This window comes from Clostridium mediterraneense (assembly GCF_900091705.1).
GTDB classification, from domain to species: Bacteria; Bacillota; Clostridia; order Clostridiales; family Clostridiaceae; genus Sarcina; species Sarcina mediterraneense.
Genome location: NZ_LT594785.1, coordinates 149,412 through 162,815 on the forward strand (window position 1 = coordinate 149,412; position 13,404 = coordinate 162,815).

Below are 13,404 nucleotides of genomic sequence, written 5' to 3' on the forward strand. Positions count from 1 at the left end.
TAGAATGTTCTATGTGGAACAATTTTAAAAAAATATTTGTAAATGTTCCACGTAGAACATTTAAATGTAATATTATATTTTTGTAAGAAGAATATCCTTTTAATATCAGATATTAGAATATATAATATTTATATGGAAGGGAGGTGAGGTTCTCAAAATGAGTGTTTCATTTTGGGAGTATTATGAAAACTATATGTATTTTTAACCAAAAGGGTGGAGTAGGTAAAACAACTACTAATATCAATGTATGTTCTTATCTAGCAACCCTAGGGTATAAAGTTTTAGCAATAGATATTGACCCACAAGGAAATACTACTAGTGGTGTTGGGATAGATAAAAGAAAAGTTGATAAATCAATGTATGATGTATTAGCTGGGAGTGTATCTATCACAGATATATTAGTACAAAGTCAATTAGTAGAGAATCTTTATGTTGCACCAGCTAATATGGATTTAGCAGGAGCTGAAATAGAGGTTATGGGAAAAGAAAAGAGAGAATTTATCCTAAAAAATCAATTAGAAAAAGTTAAAGATAAATTTGATTTTGTATTTATAGATTGCCCACCTTCATTAGGTATGTTAACTATAAATGCATTAGTTGTTTCTGAATCTGTCTTAATACCTATACAAGCAGAATATTATGCATTAGAAGGTGTTGGACAACTTATAAATACAGTTAATTTAGTTAAGAAATCTTTAAATCCAAATTTAGAGATTGAAGGTGTAATAATGACTATGTATGATGGAAGAACTAATCTAAGTAATGAAGTCTACAAAGAAGTCAAATCTTACTTTAATGATAAACTATATGAATCAACTATTCCGAGAAATATAAGACTTGCAGAGGCTCCAAGTTTTGGACTTCCTATAGTTTTATACGATGATAAGTGCAGAGGGGCTAAAGCCTATGAGGATGTCACAAATGAGTTTTTAAAAAGACAGGGAGTTGAATTATAGTGGTAAAAAAATTTGGATTAGGTAAGGGTTTAGAAGCATTAATTCCTGGAGATACTAATGTAGAAGAAACTAAAACAAAAGATGGGTTTGTGAAAATAGATATAGATTCTATAGATGCAAATATTGATCAACCAAGAAAGTTTTTTGATAATAGTAAGATAGCAGAGTTGTCTCAATCAATTAAAGAGCATGGGATAATACAACCTTTAATAGTTCAAAAAGTAGAGGAAGATAAATATACTATTATTGCAGGAGAAAGAAGATGGAGAGCTGCAAAGCTTGCAAAAGTTAAAAAAGTTCCTGTTATTATTAAAGAAATGAGTAATGAAGAATTATTACAAATATCTTTAATAGAAAATATACAAAGAGAAAATTTAAATGCCATAGAAGAGGCATTAGCTTATAAAAAGCTAAAAGAAGAGTTTAACTTAACTCAAGAAGTATTATCTCGTAAGCTTGGAAAGTCAAGAACAGCTATTGCTAATGTTATGAGATTACTTAATTTAGATTCAAGAGTTCAAGAGTACATAATACAAGGTGTCATTTCAGAAGGACATGGGAAAGTGCTTTTAAGCTTATCAGGTGACGAACAATATAAAGTTGCTCAAAAAATTATAGATGATGGATTATCTGTAAGAGAAGTAGAAAGTTTTATAAAATTTTTAAAGTCAAAGGAAAATAAAGAAGAACAGCCTAAAGAGGAAAAGAAAATGAATCCTTATTATAAAGATATAAAGGATAAGCTTCAAGATTACTTTGGCACAAAGGTTAATATAAATTCTAATAAGAATAAAGGTAAGATAGAAATAGAGTATTATTCAGAAGAGGATTTACAAAGAATTTTAGACATAATTAATTTATAGGATGTTTCACAATATAAAATGTTCTACGTGGAACATTGGCAGGAAGGATGTATTTTAGGTGAACAATTTTTTAGATGTTATAAATCAAAATATTGCATTTATAGCAATAGCGCTTGCAGTAATAGTAGTATTAGAATTTATTCTTATAATAATTTCATTTGCTAAAGTTGGATCAATTAAGAGTAAGTACAATAAGATGATGAAAGGTAATGAAAATAAAGACCTTGAAGCTGTAATGGAAGAGTACTTAAATAAAGTACAAAGCATAGAAGTAAATACAACTGATATAGCAGGTAGATTTAGCAGAATAGAATCAAGCTTAAGTAAGAGTGTTCAAAAAGTTGCTGTTGTTAGATATAAAGCTTTTGAAGATGTAGGAAGTGATTTAAGTTTCTCAGTAGCTTTATTAGATGGTAATAATGATGGAGCTATTATTACAGGTATATATGGAAGAATGGAAAGTACTACTTATGCTAAACCAATAGATAAGGGTATTTCAAGATATGATTTATCAGATGAAGAAATGCAAGCTTTAAGTGAGGCTATGAGTAAATAATATAAGAATTTTAGAGGATGTCTATATAGACATCCTTTTTTTATGTGGAATAAAATTAACCTAGAATATTTTCCAGAGTAAATTTTAGGTTTTGATTTTTTGAATAACCTAGTGCTTTCATTATAAATAAGTGAATTCCAATTGATATGGAATTTGCTATATTCATAACTGTAAATAATCTTGTTGTTTGAAGTAATGTAAAATCCATTTTAGTTGAGAAATTAACGACTCCGAGTATACTAAGCTCTCCGACTGTTGGGATAGAGTCATTAATAGCTATATTAGGAATCAAGTGAGATTTTTTCATTATTACATTACCAACTTTATCAACAGGTCCTAGGCATGCATCTATTAAAACTATAAAAGGCTTTTTAATATTTTTATTAATCTCTTCTAAAGTAGAGGTTATATTTTGACTATAAACTGGGTTTTCAAGAGTACCATAAACATATAAATTATCTCTTTCTAAGGATTTAATTTTTTGACCTATTATTGGACCAAGAGAATAGCCAGTGGATCTATCTGAGCCAATACATAAAAAAACTATATTATGGTTAGATTTAATTTTATATTTAAGGTTTGAATAAAGGTAATCTCTTATTAAAAAAGAAGAGTTTTTATCATAAGAGTTTATATAAATATTGTTTTCCAAAATAAACACCTCCATAGTGGAATTATTATCAACTAAAGAGGTATTTATACTAAATTATATTAACTTTTTTTAGAATATTATAACTCACTACTAAGAATAAGCAGAATATAACACCAACAAAGCCATCTATTTGCATACCTATAAATAAAGCTGCAATTGATAATACAGGGTGTATCCCTAGGGAACTTGCCATTATTTTAGGCTCAATTATTTGTCTAAATAAACATACAAGTCCATATAAGACTAATATTAAAATAGCTATTAGTGTATTACCGTTAAGTATATTAATTATAGCTAAAGGTATATAAACCATTGCCATTCCGACAATAGGAAGTAGGTCAAGAATACCAGCTATTATACTAAGGATAAGTGCAAAATCTATGCCTAAAATATAAAAACCAATAAAGGTAAAGGCCATTGATAAAAAGATTATAAACATATATGAAACAGTATAATTAATTAACATATGTTTAGAATGTTCAAAAATAGATTTAGCTTTATCACTTTTGTTTGGAAGAAATTTCTTTAAGGTTTGTCCATTGTTATTAGCACTAATTGCTTTAGTGAAAAAATAAGTAGATATGATTGTACAAATAGTAGCTATTAAAATATAAGGAACATAGCCTAAATATTTTAGTATTGATTCTAAAACTGAAGTACTGATATTTAATGCTCCATTTATTAAAGAATCTAAAGAGGTAGCTAGATTATTTTTTATTATTGTTATTATTTTAGGGTCTAAATCTATATTAAATATATTAAATTCATTTATAGCATTTTGTATATTAGAAAAGTAATTAGTAAAGTCACTACCATATATAGAAAGTAAATTTTGTAGATATTTAATTATTTCGCTAATTTCTATGACGAGTACAAATATTAAAAGAGTAGTTCCTGTGACTATTAAAATAAAAAATATAGATGTGGTTAATAGTGATGCTAACCATCCTTTCATCTTAAGCTTTCTTATCAAAAATCTTGTAGGTTCTCTTAAGATAAATGAAAATATTAAAGCTAAGATGAATGGGATAGTAAATTTTAATGTACTAAAGAAAGTTAAAAATATTAGTGTATAAGCAATAAAAAAGATAAGTAAATATTCAATTTTTTTAAGAAATAAATTCATTTCTACCTCCAGCTTTTATTTTTTAAAGCCTCAATTAAATAATCTATCTCTTCTTTTGTATTAAAGTATCCAAGACTAATTCTAACACCACCAGATGGATAAGTACCTATAGTTTTATGTGCAAGTGGAGCACAGTGTAGACCAGTTCTTGTCATTATTTTCTTTTCAAAATCTAAATAGAATCCAAGGTCAGATGGATCTATATTTTTTATATTAAATAAGATTGTTGAAGTTCTTTTTTTAGCATCTATAGAGCCATAAATTATTATATCGTCTATATCTGAAAGCTTATCTAATGCATACTGACAAAGAATTTCTTCTTTCTCTCTAATCTTTAGAATATTTTCTTTATTTATAAATTCTATTCCTGCTTTAAGCCCAATTATACCAACTGTATTCAAAGTTCCACATTCAAATTTATCTGGTAGATTATTTGGTTGTTCTAATGAAGATGAAGAACTTCCAGTTCCACCAACAAAAACAGAAGACATTTCTTCATTTATCTTATCATCAATTATGAAGCCTCCGATTCCTTGTGGACCAAGTAAAGATTTATGTCCTGTAAAAGTAAGAGCATTTATATTACATTCCTTCATATCTATTGGAATGACTCCAGCAGTTTGAGCAGAATCTACTATAAAAAATATATTTTTCTCTTTGCAAAGCTTACCTATTGATTTTATATCTTGAATTGAGCCTATTAGATTTGATGCATGAGATAAAATAATAACCTTAGTATTTTCCTTACATTTTTCTTTTATAGACTCAACAGAAATAAATCCTTCTTTAGATGCTTCTACAATATCTAATTCTATATTTAAGTCATTTTTTAATTTATAAAGTGGTCTTAAAACAGAATTATGGTCCATTGTAGATGTTATTATATGATAATGTGGTTTAACTAATGCATTTAATATTATATTAATTGAACTAGTTATATTATTAGTAAAAATAACATTTTCACTTTTATCAAAATTAAAAAACTTTGCTATAGCTTCCCTTGTATCAAAAATAATTCTATTTCCAGCAAGAGCTGTAGAAGAGGAACCACGAGATGGGTTTCCACCATTATTAATCATATAATCAGTCATAGAATCTACAACACATTTAGGTTTTGGGAAGCTAGTAGCTGCATTATCTAAATAAATAGATTCATTCATAATTTAAACCTCACATAAATAATTTTATTAATCCACTAATAATAAAGATTATAGCTAATATATAAAGTATATAATAGATTACATTTGAAGTATTATTAGTAAGATTATCATTTTTAAATTTCTTAATTCCATTAGCAGCTATTAAATTAAGGAATATAAACCATAGAAGTGTAGCTACTACCATAGATATTAAACATAAATAATAAAAAGCATCACCATGTTTAAGCCATACTTTCATAACAGTTCCACTTACTGCTATCCAAATTGAAGGAGTAGATGGATTAAGAAATGTTAAAAGAAATCCTTGAAGTAGTCCAGGAATCTTTCTTTTATTGATATTTTCTTGGTTATCTAGATTTTTATTACTAGACTTTTGAGAAAATCTATTAAATATTATTAGGATTATTCCTGATATAATCCAGAATAAGGCTTCTACTTTCTTATTAAAACTTAATAAACTAGAAAGTCCAAAATGTATTAATAATATATATACATAATCAGCTAATACTGCGCCAAGTGATATTTTAAATCCAGACCAAAAGCCATCATCTATAGATGATTTTATAGATTCTATACTAGCAGGTCCAGGTGGAATAGAAGCACTAAATCCTGTTATTGAACCAATAAAAATTGCTTTTAAAATAAACATTATAACACCTTTTTCTTTGTATTTAGTGATATATTTAATATTATCATAATTATCTAGAATATTCATAAGGTTTTGGCATTATTAACAATTAGATATTATATTATGTAAAAAAAGAACCTCTAAAATAGAGATTCTGTATCTAAATTAAGAATCTAATTTATTATAATTTTATATTTATATTAAGTAGAGTGAATATTCCACTAATAATAAATCCTATTGATAAAATCCAAAGAATATAATAAATAAGATTAGAAGCTTTTCTATTAAGATTTTTTTCTTTTAATTTTTCAGAAGATATAGCAGCTACTACATTAATAAGTGTAAACCAAATAATTGTAGCTCCAAGCATTGATAATAACGCTATGTAATAAAATAAAGTTCCGTTTTGTTGCCAGTCTTTCATAACAGTAGCACTTAATGCTAACCATATTGAAGGATTAGAGGGATCTAAAAATGTTATTAAAAATCCAGCAATAAATGTGGAAAACTTTTGAGAACTAATTTCATTATTGGTATTCTCAAAACTTTTTTTACTTTTATTTTGAGAATATTGATTAAAGATAATTAAGATTATTCCTGAACAAATCCAAAAGACACCTTCTATATGTCTACTTGAATTTAGTACCTCATCAAGTCCAAAATGTAGCAATAATAGATAAAAGTAATTTGCAACTATAGAACCAGCAGAAACTTTTAACCCAGCCCAAAAGCCGCTATTTAATGTGTTTTTAACAGATTCCATTGTTGCAGGTCCAGGTGGTAGTGATGTACTAAAACCTGTTATGGCCCCAAGTAAAATTGCCTTAAATATAAACATAAAAACACCTTTTCTTTTGTTAATTATATATAATACTATTATAAAAGATTGTAGTATTTATGAAAGAATGTTTTGTTATTAAATTTATATTTAATTATTTTTTTTACTAGGATATACTAAAAGGGTCAATTACATAAAGTTTATGGGAGGAACAATTTAAATGAAGTTATTTATAATGGTATTTAATAATACTCATGAAGCTATGGCAGGAGAAAAAGCAATGCAAGAAAATAATATAAGTGCTATGGTAATGCCAACACCAACTTATATAACAAAAAGTTGTGGAATATGTTTAAGATTTGATGAACGTAGTATAAATCTTGTAGATAGCCTTATAGATGAAGAAAAAATAAAGTTTAAAAATATATATTTTAAAGATGAGGAAGGATTTAAAATTTATAAATAGTGAGTTATAGGAGGTGTAGTATTTGGACTTTAGTAAGTTATTTGGGTTCAATGATAAACTAGGAATATTTACTTTTTTTGGACTACAATTTCATACAGATGTAATAAATAAATTTATTATAAAGTTTGTTATGATAGTTATTATACTAATTTTAGTTTTATTAATTATTAAATTTGGTAATAAATTAATTGATAAGATAGTTGAAAAGCAATCTGAAATAAATAGTAAATTCTCTATAAATGAAAAGAGAGCTAATACTTTAGGTACACTTTTAAAAAGTATTTTAAAATACAGTGCTTATTTTTTTGGGATATTAATGATGATAGGTATTATTATTGGTGGTCAAGTACCATTAGCATTTGCATCTGTTGGAGGGGTTGCTATAGGTCTTGGAGCACAAAGTTTTGTTAAAGACCTTATAAATGGAATTTTTATTTTATTTGAAGAACAATATAGTGTAGGAGATTATGTAACTATTGATAAATATACAGGGATTGTTGAAAGCATAGAAATAAGAACAACAACTCTTAGAGAATTTTCAGGAGCTTATCATATTATTCCTAATGGGCTTATATCAGTAGTTTCTAATCATTCAAAAGGAAATATGCAAATTAATGTTTATGTTTCTATAGCATATGAAGAAAGTATAGATAATGCTATAAATGTTATAAAAGTAGCTTGTGAAAAATTTGCAAATGAACATGAAGATGTTACTAAGGCTCCAATAGTTAGAGGAGTAACAGATCTTGGAGCTTCAGGAATGACTATAAGAGTTTTAGGAGAAGCAAAGCCTATGACTCAATGGAATGTAGAAGCAGAACTTAGAAAAGTTATAAAAGAAGCTTTAGATGAAGCAGGAATAGAAATTCCATATAATAAATTACAAGTTATAAAATAAAGGAGGTAAATAAATTTATGATTGATAAGTTTGAATTAGGGGATATAGTACAAATGAAAAAAGGTCATCCTTGTGGTTCAGATACTTGGGAAGTTATAAGACTTGGTGCTGATATAAAAATAAAATGTACAGGATGCAATAGGTTAGTAATGCTTCCAAGAAGTAAATTTGTAAAAGATGCTAAAAAAGTAGTTAAAAAAAGTGAGGAATAAAGCTACATTGGAAAAAGTAATTAAAATTTACAATTTAACTAATAAATAAATTGCAAATATCCTTGCTTAACTGAATTTTTAGTGATACAATACTGTATTGTAAATCCCTGCCGTATAAAGTACGGCCAGAGTCCATAGGGAGGAGGTGTAGATGATGAGAAAGTATGAAACTATATTTGTAGCACAACCATCATTAGACGATGAAGCAGTTAAGGCTTTAATCGAAAAATTCAAGGGTGTTATAGAAAATGGTGGAGGAACAGTTGAAAACGTAGATTTCTGGGGTAAGAGAAGACTTGCTTACGAAATAAACAAAGTAAACGAAGGTTTCTACACATTAATAAACTTCACTGCTGATGCTGAATTACCAAAAGAATTAGACAGAGTATTCAGAATTACAGATGGCGTTATCAGACACATAATCGTTAAAGAAGAAAACTAATTGAGGTGATATTGTAATGAATAAGGTTATTCTTATTGGAAGACTTACAAAAGATCCAGATCTTAGGTTTGCAGCTGGTAGTGGTACTGCTGTTACTAGATTTACTCTTGCAGTAAACAGACCTATGAAAAGAGATGAAGCTGATTTTATCAACTGTATTGCATTTGGTAAAACTGGTGAAACTATAGCACAATATCTAACAAAAGGTAGACAACTAGCTGTTACTGGAAACATAAGAACAGGAAGCTATGACGCTAAAGATGGAACTAGAAAGTATACTACTGATGTAATAATCGATAGTTTTGAGTTTATATCTGAAAATAATGGCGGAATGAGAGGTAATTCATCTTACAGCAATGGAAATGATGAACCTTCAGTTTTTGATTCAGCAAGTAATTTTAACGACACATCAGATGATGATATGATGCCAATTGATGATGGAGATATTCCGTTTTAATTTTTTAACAGTAAGGAGGTAAGAAAATGAGCAGAGAAATGAGAAGAAGTAGCAAAATGAGAAGAGGCAGAAAGAAAGTTTGTGCTTTCTGTGCAGAAAAAGCTACTGAAATAGATTACAAAGATGTTCCAAAGTTAAAGAAGTACATCACTGAAAGAGGTAAGATATTACCAAGAAGAATTTCAGGAACATGTGCAAAGCACCAAAGAACATTAACAGAAGCAATAAAGAGATCAAGAAATATCGCATTACTACCATACACAACAGAATAGTAATGTTTATGCCCTGGCTATATGCCAGGGTTTTTTTATTATATAAAACAATAATAATATTTTATCTTTTAAATAAACTATAAGTATAGCCAGCACCAGAGCTTAGTTTTTAGTTGCATAAAAAGGTGAAAAAATTTACAATTAAATAAAAGACATTAGGTGTATGGGGGATTTTATGAAAAAGGATAATTTTAATATAATGGGTAATATAAAAGCAATAGAAGAATTAAAGGCTCAACTTATTTGTATAACGGGAGAATTATTTACTCTTCTTACAAAGGGAGCTGGTGCAACAAAAAATGTAATAATAGATTGTATTGGCTCATTAGTAATAGTCTTATATGTTTTAGCTGAAAAACTTGGATATAGTGCTATGGAAGTAGATGATAGTGTAAAGAAAAGTTTAAAGATGGCTATAATAGAAGATGACGTCTTAGAAAGAGAAGGAAAGAGCCTTAGTAAATTATTAAGACACTTTAAGAATAAGCTTTAATTTCTATTAAAGTTGGGAGGAAAAAATGAATAATAATCTAAAAAGTAAGCCTTTAGTAGAAGGGGCGTTACTTACTGGTATAATTTTTATACTTTCACTTTTAACAAGTCTTCCAGGATTATATGTCCTAGGAAATATATTAGTAGCAATTCCAGTTGCAGTGCTATATATAAAGTATAAACTAAAGGTATCTGTATTATCGGTATTAGTAAGTGCAATTTTAGTAGGAATTTCACTTGGTCCAGTACTAGGGGTTTATACTATATTTTACGCAGGATTTATTGGTATTCCACTTGGCTATGGAATAAGAAATAAAAAATCGGGAAATACAATTTTATTTTATCTTATAATTTCTAATATATTTGTAGTAGTAACAACACTATTAATGAGTATGTATTTATTTGGTGGAAAAGGATTTATGGATGGTCTTACAAGTATGCTAGCAGAGTTTAAGTCCTTATCAGCTCAACTTTCAAGCGTTGGGGCTAATAATCCACAGGCTGTTAAAATGCAAGAAATGCTCGCAAGCTTTAATTTACAAAAGCTTCTGATAATAATTCCAGTAGGAATTTTATTCTATTCATTTATAAGCTCAATAGTTAGTTTTATTATATCTAAAAGAATATTACAAAAGCTTGGATATAAAGTTAATGAAATGAGTAGTTTTTCTAAATGGTACATAGATGCTAAAGTAATTGCTAGTTTAATAGTTATCGCTCTTATAGGATTAGAACTTAAAAAGAATGGAGTTTCACAAGGAGGAACTTTATTTGAAGCAGCTTGGTATATAGTAGGATTACTTATGGTAGTACAAGGATTAGCTCTTGCTTCATATTTCTTAAGAGAAAAATTAAAACTTAGTAGATTTACATCTAATATGGTATGTGTATTTCTATTTTTATCTGGATTTGTTTTCTTTTTAGTTGCCTTTGGACTTGTAGATATAATATTAGATTATAGAGGTATAGATCCAAATAGTTTAGGAAGTTTTATAAGAAGAAAAGTGAATATAAAATAATTTAAGTTAATAAAGAGGAGAGTTGATATTTATGAAATTAAAAAAGTACAATAAATTAACTATTGCAACTATACTCTGTATCTTTATATTGATTATATGCTATTTGGAGAGAAAACTATTTCTAGGTATTTTACTATCCATACTTTATTTGATATTATTAAATATAAAATTCATGGAATTTTTAAAGAAAGAAGAATTTAGTCATAAAAAAAGTGAACAAATTGCTTTACAGATTAAGAATAGCATAAAAAATAGTGCATTAGATATTATACATCCAGTGGTTGTTATAAATTCAGATGAAAGAATTATTTGGTTTAATAATGCTTTTAAAAATTTATATTCATCACAAAGTATTAAAAATAATAAGCTAATTGCAGTTGTTAGAGGACTTGATATTGATAATATATCAAAGTGTAAAAAAGGTTGTTCTGAGATAATAGAAATAGATAATACTATGTATGAGGTATATGGTAACAAGGTTATAGACGATAATAATGAAGAATTAATGATTGTTAATTTTACTGATATAACATATTCAAAAGAAACAATTAAACAAGGTGTAATGATTATCGAAGTTGATAACTTAAAGTTAGTTGAAGCTGACCTTGAAGAAGATAAAAGACCTTTATTAATTGCTGAAATACAAAGAACGATAAATAATTATGCTATATCACTTGGAGCAATGGTACAAAAGTATGATTATAATAAATATATTCTTTCTGTTTTAAATTCTGAAATAGATAATGAAGTATCTAAAAAGTTTAATATTTTAGATTTAGTTAGAGAAATAAATGTTGGGAATACTTCAGGATTAACTCTTAGTATAGGAGTGGGAATTGAAGGAAATAGCCCACAAGAAAATCAAAAGTATGCTAGTAAGGCTTTAGAGCTTGCTCTTGGAAGAGGTGGAGACCAAGTAGTTATTAAGTCAAAAGATAGGACTGAAATATTTGGTGGAAATACTCCAGAGCTTGAAAAAAGAACTAGAGTTAGAGCTAGAGTTGTAGCTCATGCTATAAGAAATTTAATTTATGAAAGTAATCATATTTATATAATGGGTCATAAAAATCCTGATATGGATTGCTTTGGAGCAGCTTTTGGCTTAGCTTCAGCAGTTAAGCAGCTAGGTAAAGAGTGTAATATAGTCTTAGAAAATGATACAAAATCTATAGATTTCTTTTTAAAAGATATTAGATCGAAAGAGGAATATAAAGGTTTAATTGTAAGTTCTAAGGAGATTATTAAAAAAATTGATAATAAATCATTGTTAATAATAACAGATGTACATAACACAGGTTATGTCTCAAATATTGATTTATTGAAAAGTTGTGATAGAGTAGTTATTATAGACCATCATAGAAAAAGTACAGATTATATCAAAAATACTTTACTAACTTATAATGAAATATATGCCTCTTCAACTTCTGAACTTGTTACAGAGTTAATTCAGTATATGATAGAAAAGCCTAAGTTAAAAGTTTTAGAAGCAGAAGCACTTTTAGCTGGAATATGTATGGATACTAAGAATTTCACTTTTAAAACAGGTGTAAGAACTTTTGAGGCAGCAGCAGTTTTAAGAAAATTAGGAGCAGATACAGTAGAAGTTAAAAAGTTATTTAGTAATGACTTAAAGAGTTATATAGCTAAAGCAGATGTAATAAGGTCTGCAGAAGTTAAGGATGGAATAGCAATAGCTGTTTGTCCACCTAATATATCAGAAATTGCATTTGCTGCTCAAGGGGCAGATGAACTTTTAAATATTATAGGTATTGAGTGTTCTTTTGTTTTTGTAAAAATTGATAATGTAGTTTATTTAAGTTCAAGATCACTTGGTGAGGTCAATGTTCAAATAATTATGGAGGCACTTGGAGGTGGAGGTCATAGAACTATGGCAGGAGCTCAATTTGCTAATATAAGCATTGAAGAAGCTAAGAGTAGACTTAAGGAGACTTTAAATAAATATTTAGAGAAGGGTGATAAATAATGAAAGTTATATTATTAAAAGATGATAAAAAATTAGGAAAAAAAGGTGATGTTATAGAAGCATCAGATGGATATGCAAGAAATTACTTACTACCTAAGAAGATTGCTGAATTAGCAACAGATGCAAATTTACACATCTTAAATGCTAAAAAGGCTATAGAAAGAAAAGAAAAACTTGCTGAAATAGAAGCAGCTCAAAAGCTTGCAGCAGATTTAAAAGATAAAGTTATTAAAATAGAATCAAAATCAGGAGACAATGGAAAACTATTTGGAGCTATTACAAATAAAGATGTAGCAGCACTTATAGAAAAGAACTTCAATGTTAAAATTGATAAAAAGAAGATAGTAATGGAAACAATAAAGATTGCTGGTACTTACAATATAGAAGTTAAATTATACCCAGAAGTATCAACAAAGATGAAGGTAATGGTTGTTCCTGCATAG

The 13,404-nt window shown here is 27.7% G+C and carries 18 protein-coding genes; 13 read left to right on the forward strand and 5 right to left on the reverse strand.

Going from position 1 to position 13,404, the window contains the following annotated elements:
• Positions 1-182 precede the first annotated feature (182 nt).
• The 3 genes from BN8917_RS02660 to BN8917_RS02670 are packed head-to-tail and all read left to right on the forward strand — an operon-like array spanning position 183 to position 2,375.
• Positions 183-956 (forward strand): ParA family protein, encoded by a 774-nt coding sequence (locus BN8917_RS02660; RefSeq protein WP_066870262.1) that lies wholly within the window; start codon positions 183-185, stop codon positions 954-956.
• Positions 956-1,819, forward strand: coding sequence for a ParB/RepB/Spo0J family partition protein (locus tag BN8917_RS02665; RefSeq protein WP_066870265.1), 864 nt, complete (start codon positions 956-958; stop codon positions 1,817-1,819). Before BN8917_RS02660 ends, BN8917_RS02665 begins: the two co-directional genes overlap by 1 nt.
• 58 nt (positions 1,820-1,877) lie before the next feature.
• Positions 1,878-2,375, forward strand: a complete 498-nt coding sequence (locus tag BN8917_RS02670; protein WP_066870267.1) for a DUF4446 family protein — start codon at positions 1,878-1,880, stop codon at positions 2,373-2,375.
• Positions 2,376-2,430: 55 nt separating this feature from the next.
• On the opposite strand, the gene yyaC is transcribed toward BN8917_RS02670, so the two are convergent.
• The 5 genes from yyaC to BN8917_RS02695 all read right to left on the reverse strand — a co-directional run bounded on the left by yyaC (position 2,431) and on the right by BN8917_RS02695 (position 6,779).
• A complete protein-coding gene (gene yyaC / locus BN8917_RS02675; protein ID WP_096030710.1) occupies positions 2,431-3,027 on the reverse strand; it encodes a spore protease YyaC in 597 nt (198 codons plus the stop codon).
• A gap of 49 nt (positions 3,028-3,076) precedes the next feature.
• Positions 3,077-4,153 carry a sporulation integral membrane protein YtvI gene (gene ytvI / locus BN8917_RS02680; RefSeq protein ID WP_066870274.1) on the reverse strand — a complete coding sequence of 359 codons (1,077 nt, stop codon included), beginning with the start codon at positions 4,151-4,153 and terminating at the stop codon, positions 3,077-3,079.
• Between the two features lie 2 nt (positions 4,154-4,155).
• Positions 4,156-5,313 carry an aminotransferase class V-fold PLP-dependent enzyme gene (locus tag BN8917_RS02685; RefSeq protein ID WP_066870277.1) on the reverse strand — a complete coding sequence of 386 codons (1,158 nt, stop codon included), beginning with the start codon at positions 5,311-5,313 and terminating at the stop codon, positions 4,156-4,158.
• Between the two features lie 10 nt (positions 5,314-5,323).
• Positions 5,324-6,028, reverse strand: a complete 705-nt coding sequence (locus BN8917_RS02690) for a LysE family translocator (protein ID WP_235829970.1) — start codon at positions 6,026-6,028, stop codon at positions 5,324-5,326.
• Positions 6,029-6,122: 94 nt separating this feature from the next.
• Positions 6,123-6,779: a LysE family translocator gene (locus BN8917_RS02695; protein WP_066870283.1), complete on the reverse strand. Its 657-nt coding sequence runs from the start codon at positions 6,777-6,779 to the stop codon at positions 6,123-6,125.
• Positions 6,780-6,939: 160 nt separating this feature from the next.
• Here BN8917_RS02695 and BN8917_RS02700 point away from each other — a divergent pair, with 160 nt between their 5' ends.
• From BN8917_RS02700 to rplI, 10 genes are all read left to right on the forward strand, one after another.
• Positions 6,940-7,185 carry a putative Se/S carrier protein gene (locus BN8917_RS02700; RefSeq protein WP_066870286.1) on the forward strand — a complete coding sequence of 82 codons (246 nt, stop codon included), beginning with the start codon at positions 6,940-6,942 and terminating at the stop codon, positions 7,183-7,185.
• 22 nt (positions 7,186-7,207) lie between these two features.
• Entirely contained in the window at positions 7,208-8,083 is an 876-nt protein-coding gene (locus BN8917_RS02705) for a mechanosensitive ion channel family protein (protein ID WP_066870289.1), read from the forward strand.
• Positions 8,084-8,100: 17 nt separating this feature from the next.
• Positions 8,101-8,295 (forward strand): DUF951 domain-containing protein, encoded by a 195-nt coding sequence (locus tag BN8917_RS02710; RefSeq protein ID WP_066870292.1) that lies wholly within the window; start codon positions 8,101-8,103, stop codon positions 8,293-8,295.
• A 154-nt stretch (positions 8,296-8,449) separates the two neighbouring features.
• Complete coding sequence (gene rpsF, locus BN8917_RS02715; RefSeq protein ID WP_066870295.1) at positions 8,450-8,737, forward strand: 30S ribosomal protein S6; 288 nt, start codon at positions 8,450-8,452, stop codon at positions 8,735-8,737.
• Positions 8,738-8,753: 16 nt separating this feature from the next.
• On the forward strand, positions 8,754-9,194 hold the full coding sequence (locus tag BN8917_RS02720; RefSeq protein ID WP_066870298.1) for a single-stranded DNA-binding protein: 441 nt from the start codon (positions 8,754-8,756) through the stop codon (positions 9,192-9,194).
• A 26-nt stretch (positions 9,195-9,220) separates the two neighbouring features.
• A complete protein-coding gene (gene rpsR / locus BN8917_RS02725) occupies positions 9,221-9,466 on the forward strand; it encodes a 30S ribosomal protein S18 (RefSeq protein WP_066870301.1) in 246 nt (81 codons plus the stop codon).
• A 175-nt stretch (positions 9,467-9,641) separates the two neighbouring features.
• Positions 9,642-9,959: a MazG-like family protein gene (locus tag BN8917_RS02730; RefSeq protein ID WP_066870304.1), complete on the forward strand. Its 318-nt coding sequence runs from the start codon at positions 9,642-9,644 to the stop codon at positions 9,957-9,959.
• 25 nt (positions 9,960-9,984) lie between these two features.
• Positions 9,985-10,977, forward strand: a complete 993-nt coding sequence (locus BN8917_RS02735) for a DUF2232 domain-containing protein (protein ID WP_066870307.1) — start codon at positions 9,985-9,987, stop codon at positions 10,975-10,977.
• Positions 10,978-11,149: 172 nt separating this feature from the next.
• On the forward strand, positions 11,150-12,961 hold the full coding sequence (locus BN8917_RS02740) for a DHH family phosphoesterase (protein ID WP_235829972.1): 1,812 nt from the start codon (positions 11,150-11,152) through the stop codon (positions 12,959-12,961).
• Complete coding sequence (rplI, locus tag BN8917_RS02745) at positions 12,961-13,404, forward strand: 50S ribosomal protein L9 (protein WP_066870313.1); 444 nt, start codon at positions 12,961-12,963, stop codon at positions 13,402-13,404. The genes BN8917_RS02740 and rplI overlap by 1 nt, the downstream gene beginning before the upstream one ends.

Excerpts from the sequence above, each read along its gene's own strand:
- BN8917_RS02660 (WP_066870262.1), top strand. The coding sequence starts at position 183 with ATGAAAACTATATGTATTTTTAACCAAAAGGGTGGAGTAGGTAAAACA.
- ytvI (WP_066870274.1), bottom strand. The coding sequence starts at position 4,153 with ATGAATTTATTTCTTAAAAAAATTGAATATTTACTTATCTTTTTTATT.
- BN8917_RS02685 (WP_066870277.1), bottom strand. The coding sequence starts at position 5,313 with ATGAATGAATCTATTTATTTAGATAATGCAGCTACTAGCTTCCCAAAA.
- BN8917_RS02690 (WP_235829970.1), bottom strand. The coding sequence starts at position 6,028 with ATGAATATTCTAGATAATTATGATAATATTAAATATATCACTAAATAC.
- BN8917_RS02695 (WP_066870283.1), bottom strand. The coding sequence starts at position 6,779 with ATGTTTATATTTAAGGCAATTTTACTTGGGGCCATAACAGGTTTTAGT.
- BN8917_RS02700 (WP_066870286.1), top strand. The coding sequence starts at position 6,940 with ATGAAGTTATTTATAATGGTATTTAATAATACTCATGAAGCTATGGCA.
- BN8917_RS02710 (WP_066870292.1), top strand. The coding sequence starts at position 8,101 with ATGATTGATAAGTTTGAATTAGGGGATATAGTACAAATGAAAAAAGGT.
- rpsF (WP_066870295.1), top strand. The coding sequence starts at position 8,450 with ATGAGAAAGTATGAAACTATATTTGTAGCACAACCATCATTAGACGAT.
- BN8917_RS02720 (WP_066870298.1), top strand. The coding sequence starts at position 8,754 with ATGAATAAGGTTATTCTTATTGGAAGACTTACAAAAGATCCAGATCTT.
- rpsR (WP_066870301.1), top strand. The coding sequence starts at position 9,221 with ATGAGCAGAGAAATGAGAAGAAGTAGCAAAATGAGAAGAGGCAGAAAG.
- BN8917_RS02730 (WP_066870304.1), top strand. The coding sequence starts at position 9,642 with ATGAAAAAGGATAATTTTAATATAATGGGTAATATAAAAGCAATAGAA.
- BN8917_RS02735 (WP_066870307.1), top strand. The coding sequence starts at position 9,985 with ATGAATAATAATCTAAAAAGTAAGCCTTTAGTAGAAGGGGCGTTACTT.
- BN8917_RS02740 (WP_235829972.1), top strand. The coding sequence starts at position 11,150 with ATGGAATTTTTAAAGAAAGAAGAATTTAGTCATAAAAAAAGTGAACAA.
- rplI (WP_066870313.1), top strand. The coding sequence starts at position 12,961 with ATGAAAGTTATATTATTAAAAGATGATAAAAAATTAGGAAAAAAAGGT.